The 13,853-nt window shown below is 72.4% G+C and carries 16 protein-coding genes; 7 read left to right on the top strand and 9 right to left on the bottom strand.

What is annotated here, in order from left to right; genetic code table 11:
- Window positions 1–3 precede the first annotated feature (3 nt).
- The gene (locus tag MUY22_RS15095; protein ID WP_247060336.1) at window positions 4–693 is read right to left on the bottom strand and encodes a demethylmenaquinone methyltransferase; all 690 of its coding nucleotides are present in this window, start codon (window positions 691–693) and stop codon (window positions 4–6) included.
- Window positions 694–763: 70 nt separating this feature from the next.
- Between MUY22_RS15095 and MUY22_RS15090 the strand changes: the two genes are divergently transcribed.
- A complete protein-coding gene (locus tag MUY22_RS15090; RefSeq protein WP_247060335.1) occupies window positions 764–1,234 on the top strand; it encodes a MarR family winged helix-turn-helix transcriptional regulator in 471 nt (156 codons plus the stop codon).
- On the opposite strand, the gene MUY22_RS15085 is transcribed toward MUY22_RS15090, so the two are convergent.
- Together MUY22_RS15085 and MUY22_RS15080 are read right to left on the bottom strand one after the other, a co-directional pair.
- Window positions 1,231–2,334 carry a glycosyltransferase family 1 protein gene (locus MUY22_RS15085; protein ID WP_247060333.1) on the bottom strand — a complete coding sequence of 368 codons (1,104 nt, stop codon included), beginning with the start codon at window positions 2,332–2,334 and terminating at the stop codon, window positions 1,231–1,233. The two genes, MUY22_RS15090 and MUY22_RS15085, sit on opposite strands and share 4 nt — an antisense overlap.
- A gap of 3 nt (window positions 2,335–2,337) precedes the next feature.
- The gene (locus MUY22_RS15080) at window positions 2,338–3,408 is read right to left on the bottom strand and encodes a glycosyltransferase family 1 protein (protein WP_305879368.1); all 1,071 of its coding nucleotides are present in this window, start codon (window positions 3,406–3,408) and stop codon (window positions 2,338–2,340) included.
- A 177-nt stretch (window positions 3,409–3,585) separates the two neighbouring features.
- Between MUY22_RS15080 and MUY22_RS15075 the strand changes: the two genes are divergently transcribed.
- Window positions 3,586–4,422 (top strand): inositol monophosphatase, encoded by an 837-nt coding sequence (locus MUY22_RS15075; RefSeq protein ID WP_247060331.1) that lies wholly within the window; start codon window positions 3,586–3,588, stop codon window positions 4,420–4,422.
- Between the two features lie 31 nt (window positions 4,423–4,453).
- On the top strand, window positions 4,454–5,011 hold the full coding sequence (locus MUY22_RS15070) for a GNAT family N-acetyltransferase (RefSeq protein WP_247060330.1): 558 nt from the start codon (window positions 4,454–4,456) through the stop codon (window positions 5,009–5,011).
- Here the strand turns inward: MUY22_RS15070 and MUY22_RS15065 are convergent.
- The 4 genes from MUY22_RS15065 to menD form a co-directional block, all read right to left on the bottom strand.
- On the bottom strand, window positions 4,977–5,291 hold the full coding sequence (locus MUY22_RS15065; protein ID WP_247060329.1) for a hypothetical protein: 315 nt from the start codon (window positions 5,289–5,291) through the stop codon (window positions 4,977–4,979). The two genes, MUY22_RS15070 and MUY22_RS15065, sit on opposite strands and share 35 nt — an antisense overlap.
- A 163-nt stretch (window positions 5,292–5,454) precedes the next feature.
- Complete coding sequence (locus MUY22_RS15060; RefSeq protein WP_247060328.1) at window positions 5,455–5,904, bottom strand: DUF3592 domain-containing protein; 450 nt, start codon at window positions 5,902–5,904, stop codon at window positions 5,455–5,457.
- A gap of 22 nt (window positions 5,905–5,926) precedes the next feature.
- A complete protein-coding gene (locus MUY22_RS15055; protein WP_247060327.1) occupies window positions 5,927–7,444 on the bottom strand; it encodes a M1 family metallopeptidase in 1,518 nt (505 codons plus the stop codon).
- Window positions 7,445–7,569: 125 nt separating this feature from the next.
- Complete coding sequence (gene menD / locus MUY22_RS15050; RefSeq protein WP_247060325.1) at window positions 7,570–9,246, bottom strand: 2-succinyl-5-enolpyruvyl-6-hydroxy-3-cyclohexene-1-carboxylic-acid synthase; 1,677 nt, start codon at window positions 9,244–9,246, stop codon at window positions 7,570–7,572.
- Between the two features lie 51 nt (window positions 9,247–9,297).
- On the opposite strand from menD, the gene MUY22_RS15045 reads away from it, so the two are divergent.
- Genes MUY22_RS15045 through MUY22_RS15030 form a run of 4 tightly spaced genes read left to right on the top strand, consistent with a single transcriptional unit; the run spans window position 9,298 to window position 12,477 of the window.
- A complete protein-coding gene (locus tag MUY22_RS15045; RefSeq protein WP_247060324.1) occupies window positions 9,298–10,221 on the top strand; it encodes a 1,4-dihydroxy-2-naphthoyl-CoA synthase in 924 nt (307 codons plus the stop codon).
- Window position 10,222: 1 nt separating this feature from the next.
- Window positions 10,223–11,356, top strand: a complete 1,134-nt coding sequence (gene menE, locus MUY22_RS15040) for an o-succinylbenzoate--CoA ligase (RefSeq protein ID WP_247063896.1) — start codon at window positions 10,223–10,225, stop codon at window positions 11,354–11,356.
- A gap of 51 nt (window positions 11,357–11,407) precedes the next feature.
- The gene (locus MUY22_RS15035; RefSeq protein ID WP_247060322.1) at window positions 11,408–11,554 is read left to right on the top strand and encodes a hypothetical protein; all 147 of its coding nucleotides are present in this window, start codon (window positions 11,408–11,410) and stop codon (window positions 11,552–11,554) included.
- A gap of 50 nt (window positions 11,555–11,604) precedes the next feature.
- Window positions 11,605–12,477: a 1,4-dihydroxy-2-naphthoate polyprenyltransferase gene (locus MUY22_RS15030; protein WP_247060320.1), complete on the top strand. Its 873-nt coding sequence runs from the start codon at window positions 11,605–11,607 to the stop codon at window positions 12,475–12,477.
- Here MUY22_RS15030 and MUY22_RS15025 read toward each other — a convergent pair.
- Both MUY22_RS15025 and MUY22_RS15020 read right to left on the bottom strand, forming a co-directional pair.
- Window positions 12,474–13,565 carry a PLP-dependent cysteine synthase family protein gene (locus tag MUY22_RS15025; RefSeq protein WP_247060319.1) on the bottom strand — a complete coding sequence of 364 codons (1,092 nt, stop codon included), beginning with the start codon at window positions 13,563–13,565 and terminating at the stop codon, window positions 12,474–12,476. The genes MUY22_RS15030 and MUY22_RS15025 overlap by 4 nt on opposite strands.
- Window positions 13,562–13,849: a DUF4229 domain-containing protein gene (locus MUY22_RS15020; RefSeq protein WP_247060318.1), complete on the bottom strand. Its 288-nt coding sequence runs from the start codon at window positions 13,847–13,849 to the stop codon at window positions 13,562–13,564. The genes MUY22_RS15025 and MUY22_RS15020 overlap by 4 nt, the downstream gene beginning before the upstream one ends.
- Window positions 13,850–13,853: the final 4 nt, after the last annotated feature.

Genomic DNA, 13,853 nt, shown 5'->3' with positions numbered 1-13,853 from the left:
AGTTTAGGCAGGCTTTCGCGCGCGGTGGATCGCGACGACACCGAATGTGAGGTTCAACCACTCGACGTCGGCCCAGCCCGCGCTCTCGATGATCTCGCCGAGGGTGCGCTGATCCGGCCAGGCCAGCATCGATTCGGCCAGGTAGGAGTAGGCCTCCGGGTTGGACGACGTCCGCTTGCCGACCCACGTGAGCAGCTTCAGCATGAACCGCCGGTGGATGAACCTGATCGGGGGGAACGGCGGCGTCGAGACCTCGCAGATCACCAGCCGGCCGCCCGGCTTGACCACACGGGCGATCTCGGTGAGCGCGGCCTTCGTGTCGACGAAGTTGCGCAGCGCCAGCGAGATCGTCACCGCGTCGAAGCTCTCGTCGGCGAACGGGAGGTTCAGCGCGTCCGCCGCCACCATCGGGACCTTGCGGTGCAGCCCGGCCCGCAGCATGCCGAACGAGAAGTCCGCGGCCAGGCACCAGGCACCACCGCGGGCGTACTCGACGGTGGACACCCCGGTGCCGGCGGCGAGGTCCAGGACCTTCTCGCCGCGGCGGGCGTCGAGCACGCGGGCGGTGGTGGTGCGCCAGCGCCGGTCGAAGCCGAAGGTCATGAACGAGTTCGCCCGGTCGTACCCGTCCGCGACACCGTCGAACATGGCGGCGACTTCGTGCGGGTTCTTGTCCAGGCTGGCGCGTGACATGAGTTGAGGTTAACCGGGGCGAAAATTGATTACGCTGGTGTAATCAATTTCCAGCGGCTACCGTTCCGGCATGGACGCGAAGAGACCGCGGCTGGGCAGCGCCTTCCTGCTCGCCCAAGTCGGCGCGCACGCTGCCCAGCGGTTCACGGAGCAGATCGCGGAACTGGACCTGACGCCGACCCAGGTCGCGCTGCTGCGGCTCGTGGCCTCCCGGCCGGGCCAGAGCCAGCAGTCGCTGGCCAAGCAGCTCGGCACCCCCGCGACCCGGCTGGTCCCGCTTGTCGACGGCCTGGAGAAGCGCGGGCTCATCGAGCGCCGCCGCAACGCCGAAGACCGGCGGCTGTACGCCGTGGAGCTGAGCGAGGACGGCCGCATGATGATGGGGCGCGTCGCGCAAACCGGCGCGGCGCACGAGCAAGCCGTCACCGCGGCCCTGACCGACGCCGAACGCGAAGTCCTGCACGGCTTGCTGGTGAAGATCGCGGACGAGCAGGGCCTCACGCCGAACGTCCAGCCGGCCTACGGGCGCCAGCGCCCCTAGCCGAAGGTCGCCAGCATCCCGGCCACCGCGGCGGGCCAGGTGAACTCCTCGGCCCGCGCCCGGGCCGCCGCGCGGCGCAGGTCCTCCGGGCGGTCTAGGAGGTCCGTGACGGCCGAGGCGAACGCGGGCGCGTGGTCGTCGACCGCCGCGCCGCAGCCCGGCCGGACGATCTCCCGCAGCGCCGAGGACGCCGAGACCACCACCGGCGTCCCGGACGCGAGGGCTTCCAGCGCGGCCAGGCCGAACGTCTCGTGCGGGCCCGGCGCGAGGGAGACGTCGGCGCTGGCCAGCAGGCGCGCGACGTCGCCGCGGCCGGACAGGAACCCCAGGAACGTCACCGGCAGGCCGCGCGCCCGGCGTTCCAGCGCCCGCCGCCGCGGGCCGTCACCGGCCACGACCAGCCGGACCCGCGCGCCCGCCTCCGTCAGCTCGGCGACGGTGTCCACGCTGCGCTCCACGTGTTTCTCCGGCGACAGGCGTCCACAGTGGACGATCAGCGCGTCCGCTCCCCCGGCCAGGTCGGCGCGCCAGCCGTCGTCGCGCATGGCGGGCCGGAACGTCGCGAGGTCGACACCGAGCGGCACGCGGTGGACGTTCGGCGCGGCGATCCGGTCGAACTCCGCCCGCGCGAACGCCGTGGTGCAGACGACCGTGTCGTAGCTCGCGGCCATCCGGCGGTTGGCGACGTCGGCGACGCGGCGCGCCACCGGCTCGGGCAGCAGGAACTGCTCCAGCAGCCGGTCGAGGCGCTCGTGGGAGATCACCGTGCTGGGCACGCCGTGCCGCCGCGCCCAGCCGCCCATCCCCCGCAGCGTCAGCCGGTCCGACACCTCCAGCCGATCCGGTTCGAGCTTCCGCAGCACCGCGCGGACCCGGTGCGGATCGACGGCGCGGTAGCCGCCGGTGCCCGGGATCTTGGGCGCGGGCAAGGAAAACCGGCGGACGCCGGTGGGCAGCACCTCGTCGGCGTAGCGGGTGCCGGGCACCACCAGCGTCACGACGTGCCCGCTCGCGACGTAGCCGGCGCCGAGGTGGTGCAACGCCGTGCGCAGCCCGCCCGAGCGCGGGCCGTAGAAGTTCGCGAGCTGGACGATGTGCACGGCTCAAGCCGCGCGCGCGGCTCGGCCCTGCACCGCTTCGTAGTGCCCCACGAGCTCGTGGCAGACGGCCGGCCAGGTCCGGCCGAGCACGACCTTGCGCGCCTTCTCGCCGAGCCGCGCCCGCAGCGCGGCGTCCCGCAGGGCGTCGACCTTCTCGAGCAGCGCCGGGCCGAACCGCTCGCGGTCCGCGGGCAGCAGGTAGCCGGTGCGGCCGGGCAGCACGAGGTCCTTCGGGCCGCCCGCGTCGGGCGCGAGCACGGGCAGGCCGGACGCCATCGCCTCCTGCACCGCCTGGCAGAACGTCTCGTGCGGTCCGGTGTGGACGAAGACGTCGAAGCTCGCGTACGCGGCCGACAGCTCGTCGCCGTACTTCGCGCCGAGGAAGGCCGCGTCCGGGAGCTGCTCCTTCAGCGCGGGCAGGTCGGGGCCGTCTCCGACGACGACCACGCGGATGCCGGGGACGCCGGCCAGCGCGGCCAGCCGGTCGACCTCCTTCTCGGGCGCCAGCCGGCCGACGAACCCGACCAGCAGCTCGCCGTTGGGTGCCAGCTCGGCTCGCAGCGCGGCATCGGCGTGCGCCGGGGAGAACCGGTCGATGTCGACCCCTCGCGCCCAGCGGTGCACCCGGGGCACGCCGTGCTGCCGCAGCTGCTCGACGGAGTCCGTCGACGGCGCCAGCGTCCGGTCGGCCCGGGAGTGCAGCCGCCGCACCCAGCGCCAGGCGGCGCGCGCGGCGAGGCCGAAGCCGTACGCGGCGGCGAACCCGGCGATGTCGGTCTGGTAGACGGCGATCGAGGGCACCCGCAGCCGGCGCGCGGCGGCGAGCCCGCGGGCGCCGACCACGAACGGCGACGCCAGGTGCACGACGTCCGGGCCGAACGCGGCCAGCGCCGTCAGCACGGTGCGCGTCGGCACGCCGATCGGCAGCGAGTGCACGCCGGGGAAGTCGAGCGCCGGGATCCGGACCACCGGGGCGCCGCGGTAGGAGTCCGGGCCGGGGCCGGGCGCGATGATCAGCACGTCGTGCCGGCGTTCGCGCAGGTGCTCGACCACCCGCAGGACGGAGTTGGTCACGCCGTTCACCTGGGGCAGGAAACTTTCGGTGACTATCGCGACTCGCACGTTCCCGACGATCGCACCCGATCCTGGCGACCGCGTGACACCGCGGCCAACGCTGCCGGAACAGATCGGCCACGACATGTCATCTCAAGGTCGTGTCCCGGAAACCAGCGGGGCCCAGACTAAGCAGGCATGACCCTCTTGTCCTCCAGGCCGCCGCGGCCCGTGGAGCCCGGCCTGCTGTCGAGGGCCCTCGAAGTGGCCGGGCGCCTGGCCAACGACGCCACCGACGTGATCACCGCGACCGCCGGCCGGGGTGCGCACCCGGCCACGCTCGACTCGCCGTTCGACTGGGTCACCGACACCGACCGGATCCTCGAGCGGCACACGCGGCGCGTGCTGACCGCCGAGTTCCCGGGCATCCCGGTGGTGGGCCACGAGTTCGGCGCCGACCACGGCGCGGACGTCGCGGAGTACCGCTGGGTCGTCGACTCGGTGGACGGCACCGCGAACTACGTCGCCGGGGTGCCGTGGTGCGCCTACAGCCTGGCGCTGGTCGACGCGGCCGGCCCGGTGGTCGGGGTGGTGGCGGACCCGTACCGGGCCCAGATCTACGCCGCGGCGCGCGGCCGGGGGGCCCGCGCGAACGGCACCCCGGTCCGGCTGACGGACCGCTGCGTCACGGCGGGCGCGCTGGTGTTCACGGAGTTCGCCCGGCGCGGGCCGTGGCCGGGGATGGGCGAGTTCATCGAGCGCGCGGCGGCGGCCCACGCGGGCGTCCGGGTGCTGGGCTCGGCGGCGCTGTCGATCGCCCAGGTGGCGCTGGGCCACGCGGCGGCGGCGGTGCTGCACAGCTACCACGAGTGGGACGTCGCGGGCTCGGTGGCGATGGCCATCGAGGCGGGCGCGGTGGTGCTGGACCGGCACGGCGAAGACACGGCGCTGCCGACGGACGGCCTGCTGGTGGCGGCCCCGGGAGTGGCGGACGAGGTGCTGGGCTGGTGGCAGGAGACGGCCCACGCGGGCTGAAACGGGTTGCGCGCGCTGTGAAGATCGGGACATGCCCACCCTCCACACCGCGCGCCTGACGCTCGTACCCCTGGCCGACGAGCACCTCGAGCTGGAGATCGAGCTGGACTCCGACCCGGAGGTGATGCGGTACCTGACGGGCCGGGCGGCGACCCGGGCCGAAGTCGAGGCCGCACACCGGCGCCGGATGGCCGTCTCACCCGGTTTCGGCTTCTGGATGGGCTTCGCCGGCGAGGACTTCGTCGGCTGGTGGATCCTGCGGCCACCGCACGGACCGGACCAGCCTTCGGTCGAGGGCGAGGCCGAGCTGGGATACCGGCTGCTGCGCCGGCACTGGCGTTGCGGATACGCGCGGGAAGGTTCACGCGAGCTGCTCCGGTACGGCTTCGCGGAGCTGGGACTGGACCGGATCTTCGCCCAGACGATGGCGGTCAACACGCCCTCACGGGCGACGATGGCGTCGGCCGGGCTGACGTTCGCCCGCGCGTTCACCTCGGCGGAGGACTTCGCCGAGGTGCTTCCGGGCACCGAACAGGGTGAGGTCGAGTACGAGATCACGCGGAGCCGGTGGCTGCGGGAGACGAGTTGAGCTTGGTCTTGGTCTGGGTCATCGCCGCATCGCCGCATCGCCGCATCGCCGCATCGCCGCATCGCCGCATCGCCGCATCGCCGCATCGCCGCATCGCCGCATCGCCGCATCGCCGCATCGCCGCATCGCCGCATCGCCGCATCGCCGCATCGCCGCATCGCCGCATCGCCGCATCGCCGCGGAGATTGTTGAACGACTCGACTCGGTCCGCAGCCTCCTGCGGACAGGAATCGAGCGCGAAGTCACCCGCCCAACGATCCTGGCGGCGAGTTATCCACATCGCGTGCAGTTATCCACAGATTTGCCGGAGCACCCCTTTGCCGGTGCGGCGCCGATAGACTGGGACTGGGCACGCCCCCCTGGGTGCGGTGGGGACTCTTTGCTGGTCAGACGAGGATCAGGCGCGCCGATGCCGTGGCCCACGATGGGAGCGCGGCGGCTGGTCAGACGGCGGCGGGGGCCTCGGCGTCAGCCCGCTTGTTCTGGCGCCGGATCCACCACAGCAGCGGGCCCGCCACCAGCCACGTGAAGAACACGAAACTGCCCAGCGGCAGCAGTGTCAGCGTCGCCGAGCGGCCCGCTACCCGGGCCAGTTCCGGGTCCGTCGCGTCGTACTCGATGCGGACCAGCTGGCCCGCGGCCAGGCCGTCCGGGTACAGGACTCCGTTGGCCGGGCTGTGGACGATGCCGTCCGGGGTCTCGAAGTGGATGATCGTGCGGTCGAACGCCACCGAGTCCACCGTGGCCGTCGCCGTGCCGAGCTGGCCGGAGATCGAGCGGTCGTTGCGGATCGCCGCGAACAGCAGGCAGATGCACATCACGGTGAGGAGCGAGGCGACGGCGAGGGTTATCCACCACCCGACGCGCCTCGCCCGCTCACCTCTCGTGCTCACGCCGCGAGCGTAGCGGTACTGCTCAGTGCTTGTGCTCCGCGGCGAGATTCCGGTGGTTGGCCTGGATCTGGTCGAAGGACTTCGGCTTGACCGACGCCGTCCGGGCCGTGAAAGCCGCAGGCGAGGCGCCGTTCGGGCCGACCGCCGGCTTGCCCGACGTGTACAGCCACGTCTGGAACAGGTCGTACAGCGGCTTGCCCGAGACCTTCTCGGCCAGCGCGATGAACTCCTGGATCCGGCCGTTCGACCCGCCCTTCTGGGCCTGCCACGCCTGCAGGATCTTGAAGAACGACTCGTCGCCGACGGCGGTGCGCAGCGCCTGCAGCGTCAGCGCGCCGCGGTCGTACACCGCGTTGTCGAACTGGTTGTCCGCGCCCGGGTCGGCCGGGATGAGCTTCCACAGGGCACCGTCGGCCGGGTTCGAGTCGTAGGTGTACTGCGCCAGCTCGGCGACCGTGCCCTCGCCCTCGTGCTCCGACCACAGCCACTCGGCGTAGGACGCGAAGCCCTCGTTCAGCCAGATGTCGCTCCAGCGGCCGAGCGAGACGTTGTCGCCGAACCACTGGTGGGCGTTCTCGTGCGCGATCAGCGTCGTGTTGGAGCCCGCGAGGAAGTTGCGCGTGCCGTAGGTCGGCCGGGTCTGGTTCTCCAGCGAGAAACCGATGCCGCTGGTGACGACGCCGCCCTCGGCCTCGAACGGGTACGGCCCGAACTTCGTCGCCAGGAACGCGTCGATCTCCGGCGTCCGCTCGACGCTGGCCTTCGCCGCGTACAGCGAGTCGCCGAGGTCGGAGCCGTACGCCGTGATGAACGGCTTGCCGTCCGGCGTCGTCGACTGGTTCAGCTCGTACTTGCCGACGATGAACGACGTCAGGTACGTGGCCTGCTGCTTCGTGCTGCGCCACTGCCAGCGCGTCCAGCCGGCGCGGCTCTTCGTCTTGCGGACGAGCGTGCCGTTGGTGACGGCAACGTTGTCATCCGGCGCCTCGATGGAGACGTCGTAGGTCGCCTTGTCGGTCGGGTGGTCGTTGGCCGGGAACCACCACGCGGAGCTCTGCGGCTCGTCGACGCCGAGCGCGCCGAAGGGGCCCTTCTTCCAGCCGTTGAGCCCGTCGACCTGCTCGGTGGACGGCGTGTCCGAGTACGCGACGACGACCGTGGCGGTCTGGCCCTTGAGCAGCGGCTGCGCCGGCGTGATGACGAGCTCGCCGTTGCCGGTCTGGTTCGTGAACTGGGCGGGGCGGTTGTTCACCAGCACGCTCGACGCCTTCAGCGCGAAGTCGAGGTCGAACCGCGAGAGGTCCTGGGTCGCGGTGAGCAGCAGCGTCGTCGTGCCGGCCAGCACGTCGGTCGCGGGCTGGTAGGTCAGGCGGATGTCGTAGTGCAGCACGTCCGTCCCGCCGTTGCCGGCGTTCGGGTAGTACGAGTCACCGACGCCGGGCGCACCGGGCGTCGGGGCCGCACTGGCGGTACCGGCGAGCAGCACCGAGGCGACCCCGGCCGCGAGCACACCGAGGCCGGTGCGAGTTCTTGCACGCATTCGAATCCCTCCAACGGGTGAGGATCAGCGCGCTCGAACGTAGCCAGCCAGGAAGACACCAGGAACAGCCGAAGGGAGGATCTTGCCTGCTGAGATCACACCCGGAAAGCGGTTGACCGGTTGGTTCAGACCGCGGAGACGGCCGCGCTGACCGCGGAGCGCAACCTCGCGTGCAGGTCACGGTGCCGAGAACGGTCCACGCGGACCTCCACCACCCGCAGCCCCGGTGCGGGGCGGAGCGCGGCCTGGAACTCCGTCAGCGTCTCCGCCACCACGTGCGGCACCCGGTAGCCCGCGCACAGCGCGCCCAGGTCGGCGCCGTGCGGGGTGCCGAACACCCGCTCGAAGCTCGCCGAGTGCTCCGGGGCGCCCTGCTCCAGCAGGGAAAATATCCCGCCGCCGTCGTCGTTGCAGACCACGATCGTCAGGTCCGGGCGCTGCTCCGCCGGGCCCGTCAGCAGCCCCGACGCGTCGTGCAGGAACGTCAGGTCGCCCAGCAGGGCGTACGACGGGCCGCGGTGGACCGTCGCCGCGCCGATCGCCGTCGAGACCGTGCCGTCGATGCCCGCGACGCCGCGATTGCGGTGGACCAGGACGTCCGGGCGCAGCCGGCCCGCCAGCGCCACGTCGCGGGTCGGGTTGGACGAGCCCACCACCAGCAGCGAGTCCGGCGGCAGCGCGTCCACCAGCTCCGACGCCAGGCGCAACCCCGAGGGCCACGGCTCCGACGCCAGCACCGCCGTGACCGCCGCGGACGCCGCTTCGTCGGCCCGGCGCCAGCTGGCCAGCCACTCCGGGTCGGCGGGCTTGGTCGGCTCGTCGAACCACTGCCCGACCTGCCGGACGTTGTGCGCGGGCGCCGGCCAGTCCGAGTCCGGCCGGACCAGCAGCACCTCGACGGAGGCGTCCGAGAGGACGTTCTGGATCTGCCGGAACACCGTCGGCCGGCCCAGGCAGAGCACCTGCTCCGGCTTGTGCCGCGTGATGAACTCCGTGACGCCCAGCAGCCACGCGCCGGACGAGATCGCCGTGCCGCCGGACAGCCCGAGGCCGCCGGTCTCCGAGATCACCGGCCAGCCGTGCTGCTCGGCCCACTCGCTCGCCGCCTGGACGCCGGTGTCGCACGCGATGACCAGGCCGTGGCGCGCCGAAGGCACCACGAACGACGGCAGCGCGCCGAAGTCGGGCAGCTCGGTCCAGCGAGAGCCGTCGGGACGGCCGTCCAGGGACTCGTACCACTCGCCGTCGTCGTCCGGATCCGGCACGAGCGGCTCGCGGAACGGGATGTTCAGGTGCACCGGGCCGCAGCGCCACTCGCCGTACGCGGCGTTCCAGGCCCGGCAGATCTGGCTGCGCCAGTACGAGTTCTGCCCGGCGCGGCGCTCGGCGACGGCCAGCTCGTCGAAGTAGCGGGCGGCGTTGCCGAACAGCCGGTGCTGGTCGATGACCTGCGACGCCCCCGCGGCCCGCAGCTCGGGCGGCCGGTCGGCGGTCATCACGATCAGCGGGACGCCGGCGCGGTCGGCCTCCAGCACGGCGGGGTGGAAGTTCGCGGCCGCGGTCCCGGACGTGCAGAGCACGGCCACCGGACGGCCGGTGCGCGCGGCGATGCCGAGCGCGAGGAACCCGGCGCCGCGCTCGTCGATCCGGACGTGCAGCCGGAGCTTGCCCGACGCCGCGGCGTCGTACAGCGCGATCGACAGCGGCGCGTTGCGGGAGCCCGGGCACAGCACGACGTGCGAGACGGTGTTGCGGACGAGTTCGTCGACGATGACCCTGGCCTGCGCGGTGGAAGGGTTCACCGGCAGGCTCCCGACAGATCAAAGGTGTCCACAGGTCCTATTCTCCCAAACGTGGATGACGCCCGAGTTTCCGAGCTGTTCGATCCGGCCGCGTGGACCGAGGTCGAAGGTTTCGCCTTCACCGACATCACCTACCACCGCTCCGCTGAGAGCCGTGGCGGCAAACGCGTGGTGCGCGTCGCGTTCGACCGCCCTGAGGTCCGCAACGCCTTCCGCCCGCACACCGTCGACGAGCTCTACCGGGCCCTCGACCACGCCCGGCTGAGCTCCGACGTCGGCTGTGTCCTGCTCACCGGCAACGGCCCGTCGCCCAAGGACGGCGGGTGGGCGTTCTGCTCCGGTGGTGACCAGCGTATTCGCGGACGCTCCGGGTATCAGTACGCGAGCGGCGAGACCTCCGACACGGTGGACCCCGCGCGGGCCGGCCGGCTGCACATCCTCGAGGTCCAGCGGCTGATCCGGTTCCTGCCGAAACCGGTCATCGCGGTCGTTCCGGGCTGGGCCGCGGGCGGCGGGCACTCCCTGCACGTGGTGTGCGATCTCACGCTCGCTTCCGAAGAGCACGCGAAGTTCAAGCAGACCGACGCCGACGTCGGCTCGTTCGACGGCGGTTACGGCTCGGCCTACCTCGCGAAGATGGTCGGCCAGAAGTTCGCCCGCGAGATCTTCTTCCTCGGCCGCGAGTACTCCGCCGAGCAGATGCACCGGATGGGCGCGGTCAACGCCGTCGTCCCGCACGCCGACCTCGAAAAAGAGGCCCTGGACTGGGCGTGGACGATCGCCGCCAAGTCGCCGACGGCCCAGCGGATGCTGAAGTACGCGTTCAACCTCACCGACGACGGCCTGGTCGGCCAGCAGCTGTTCGCCGGCGAGACCACCCGGCTGGCGTACATGCAGGACGAGGCCGTCGAAGGCCGCGACGCGTTCCTGCAGAAGCGCGACCCCGACTTCAAGGACGTCCCCTATTACTACTGAGCTGCGACCGCTCCACCTCGACGGCTCCCCCGCGGCGCTCGACGTGCTGAAGGGAGCCCTCGCGGACGCGCTGGGCGGCGGTCCGGCCGTGCTGCCCTTCACCGACCCCGCGCTGCGGGACGCGATGGCGCCCGGCGAGCCCGCCGAACCGGACACCGCCGTGGTCATCGCCACGTCGGGGTCGACCGGCGCGCCCAAGGGCGTGCTGCTGTCGGCCCGCGCGCTGACGGCGTCCGCCGAGGCCACCCACCGCCGCCTCGGCGGGCCGGGGCACTGGCTGCTGGCCACGCCGGCGCACTACATCGGCGGCCTGCAGGTGCTCCTCCGGTCGCTGCTGGCCGGGACGACGCCGGTGTACCTGACCGGTGACGGCTTCCGCGCGGACGCGTTCGCCGCCGCAGCAGCCGCCTTGAAGGGCGGCCCGCGGTACACGGCGCTGGTGCCGACGCAGCTGGTCCGCCTGCTCGACGACGGCGGCGCCGGGCTGGCCGCGGCCAAGGCGTTCGACGGGATCGTGGTCGGCGCGGCGGCGACCTCGGCCGCGCTGCGCGAGCGCGCCGCCGAGGCCGGCGTGCGGATCGTGCCCGCGTACGGGATGAGCGAGACGGCCAGCGGCTGCGTCTACGACGGCTTCCCGCTCGACGGCGTCCGCGTCGACGTCTCCGGAGACCGAATCCGGATCGCCGGCGACGTCCTCGCGCACGGCTACCGCTCGCGACCGGACCTGACCGCGGAGTCGTTCGCGGGCGGCTGGTTCACGACGTCCGACCGCGGGATCCGGCACGCCGACGGCCGGATCGAGGTGCTCGGCCGGGCCGACGACATGATCAACACCGGCGGCGTGAAGGTGTCGGCGAACGCGATCGAGCGGTGCCTGACCGCGCAACCGGGCGTGCGCGACGCGTGCGTCGTCGGCCTGCCGGACGCGGAGTGGGGCGAGGCCGTGGTGGCGCTGGTCGTCCCAGCCGGTGAACCACGCGAAGCGGCCGAGCTGCGGGCCGCCGTGCGAGCCGAGCTGGGCGCGGCGGCCACGCCCAAACGGCTCGAGTACGCCGCCGAGCTGCCCCTTCGCGGGCCGGGAAAGATCGACCGGGCGGCCGTGCGGGTCCGACTTCTGGCGGGTTTCGGCGGCTGATCGGCCGCACTTCGTTGACACGCACAGGGTGCACCCGCTTGGCTACTCACCATGACGCGCTGGATTCGCACGGCCCTGATCAGCACCGTCGTCGCACTGGGTGTCCTGATTCCGGTGGGCACAGCGCTGGCCGCCGAGGGCCCGACGGTCGACCCCAACAGCGGCTCCCTCGTCTGGCAGCTGCCGACCTCCGACTGACCTCCCGGGCTCCCGCTCGGGCGTGATCGTCATGGCGTTGAATGACGTCCATGGCGAGCTTGAGCGAGTGGATCGAGGGGGCCCGGCCGCGGACGTTGCCGAACGCGGTGGCTCCGGTGGTGGCGGGGGTCGGCGCGGCGATCGCGCTGGACGCGTTCTCCTGGTGGCGTTCGGTGCTGGCGCTGCTGGTCTCGCTCTCGCTGATCGTCGGCGTCAACTACGCGAACGACTACTCCGACGGCATCCGCGGCACGGACGAGAACCGCGTCGGGCCGCTGCGGCTGGTCGGTTCCGGCGTCGCCGCCCCGAAAGCCGTCCTCACCGCGGCGCTGATCGCGCTGGGTCTGGCCGGGGTGCTGGGTTTGCTGCTCGTCGCGCTCACCGGGTACTGGTGGCTGCTGGCCATGGGCGGCCTCTGCATCCTCGGCGCCTGGTTCTACACCGGCGGCAAGAAGCCTTACGGTTACTACGGTTTCGGCGAGATCGCGGTGTTCGTCTTCTTCGGCCTGGCCGGGGTGCTGGGCACGGTCTACGTCCAGGCCGGCCGGATCAGCTGGGCCGCGCTGGCGTGCGCGGTCGCCGTCGGCTGCTTCTCGACGGCGGTCCTGACGGCCAACAACCTGCGTGACATCCCGACCGACGTCGAGTCGGGCAAGCTCACCCTGGCCACCCGCCTCGGCGACCGCGGCACGCGACGGCTCTACCTGGTGCTGATCGCGGTGCCGTACGTGCTCGCGCTGGTCTTGGCGTTCACCGGCCACCCGTTCGCCGGGATCCCCGTGCTCAGCGTGGCGCTGCTCTTCCAGTCCGTCAGCGCGATCCGGCACGACGCGACCGGCCGCGACCTCATCCCGGCGCTGCGCGACACCGGCCTGGCGATGCTCGCCTGGGCCGTCCTGGCCGCGGTCGGCCTGAACCTCTAGTCGTCGATGTCCTCGACCGGGAACTTCCCGGTGGCCAGGAACTCCTCGAACAACGCGGTGTGCGGCGCGAGGTCCAGACCTTGCTGGGTGACCCACTCGTCGTCGTAGTAGGTGTGCGCGTAGCGCTCGCCGCCGTCGCACAGAAGCGTGACGACGCTGCCCGCCTGGCCGTCCTCGACCATCCGGGCGATGAGCCGGAACGCGCCGTAGAGGTTGGTGCCGGTGGAGCCGCCCGCCCAGTGCCCGGTGTGCTCGCGCAGCAGCCGGACCGCCGCCAGCGAACCGGCGTCGGGGATCCGGAACATCTCGTCGATCACGCCGGGCACGAACGACGGCTCGCACCGCGGCCGGCCGATGCCCTCGATCCGCGACGGCATCCCGGTCGCGTAGTCCAGGGCGCCGGTCTGCCAGGCGCCGTAGAACGACGAGTTCTCCGGGTCGACGACGCAGACCTTCGTGGTGTGCCGCTTGTAGCGCACGTACCGGCCGAACGTCGCGCTCGTGCCGCCGGTACCCGCGCCGACGACGATCCAGGACGGCACCGGGTGCCGCTCGGAGCGCATCTGCGCGAACACGGACTCGGCGATGTTGTTGTTGCCACGCCAGTCCGTCGCGCGCTCGGCGTAGGTGAACTGGTCGAGGTAGTGGCCGCCGCACTCGGCCGCGAGCCGCTCGGCCTCGGGGTACATCGCCGGCGCCTGGTCGACGTAGTGGCACTCACCGCCGTAGAACTCGATGAGCGCGATCTTCTCCTTGCTCGTCCGCCGCGGCACCACGGTGATGAAGCGCAGGCCGAGCATCCGGGCGAAGTACGCCTCGGAGACCGCCGTCGAGCCGCTGGAGGCCTCGACGAGCACCGTGCCGGGCCCGATCTGGCCGTTGACGAGCCCGTAGAGGAACAGCGACCGGGCGAGCCGGTGCTTCAGCGAGCCGGTCGGGTGGACGGACTCGTCCTTGAGGTACAGGTCGATGCCCCACTCCGGGGGCAGCGGGAAGACGTGCAGGTGGGTGTCGGCGCTGCGGTTGGCGTCGGCCTCGATGATCCGGACGGCCTCGCGCACCCAGCTGCGGCTGTGCAGGCGGCTCATTCCGGCTGACCGGCGGCGTCGCCACGCAGCTGCGCGCGCAGCTGGGCCCGGGCCCGCGCGCGGTTCTCGTTGCGCTTGGCCAGGCCGGCCGTGACGCGGGCGTTGAGCGGGCGGAACAGCAGCAGCCCGAGCGGCAGGCCGACGACCAGGCCGATGAGCAGCGCGACCAGCAGGGGCACGCCCACCAGGCTCAGGGCCCACCCGATCACCCCGACCAGCACGAACCGGGCCAGGAGGTACAGCGTCAGGTCACGGGGCAGGGTGCCGGCCTTCTCGTCGCTCACACCA

Source organism: Amycolatopsis sp. WQ 127309 (assembly GCF_023023025.1).
In the GTDB taxonomy this organism is placed as follows: Bacteria; Actinomycetota; Actinomycetes; order Mycobacteriales; family Pseudonocardiaceae; genus Amycolatopsis.
This window is presented reverse-complemented; position numbering and strand designations above follow the sequence as displayed.

Bases quoted from the DNA above. Each gene is read 5' to 3' on its own strand.
- MUY22_RS15075 (WP_247060331.1), top strand. From the start codon at position 3,586: ATGACCCTCTTGTCCTCCAGGCCGCCGCGGCCCGTGGAGCCCGGCCTG.
- MUY22_RS15025 (WP_247060319.1), bottom strand. From the start codon at position 13,565: ATGAGCCGCCTGCACAGCCGCAGCTGGGTGCGCGAGGCCGTCCGGATC.
- MUY22_RS15035 (WP_247060322.1), top strand. From the start codon at position 11,408: ATGACGCGCTGGATTCGCACGGCCCTGATCAGCACCGTCGTCGCACTG.
- MUY22_RS15055 (WP_247060327.1), bottom strand. From the start codon at position 7,444: ATGCGTGCAAGAACTCGCACCGGCCTCGGTGTGCTCGCGGCCGGGGTC.
- MUY22_RS15090 (WP_247060335.1), top strand. From the start codon at position 764: ATGGACGCGAAGAGACCGCGGCTGGGCAGCGCCTTCCTGCTCGCCCAA.
- MUY22_RS15030 (WP_247060320.1), top strand. From the start codon at position 11,605: ATGGCGAGCTTGAGCGAGTGGATCGAGGGGGCCCGGCCGCGGACGTTG.
- MUY22_RS15095 (WP_247060336.1), bottom strand. From the start codon at position 693: ATGTCACGCGCCAGCCTGGACAAGAACCCGCACGAAGTCGCCGCCATG.
- MUY22_RS15065 (WP_247060329.1), bottom strand. From the start codon at position 5,291: ATGTGGATAACTCGCCGCCAGGATCGTTGGGCGGGTGACTTCGCGCTC.
- MUY22_RS15070 (WP_247060330.1), top strand. From the start codon at position 4,454: ATGCCCACCCTCCACACCGCGCGCCTGACGCTCGTACCCCTGGCCGAC.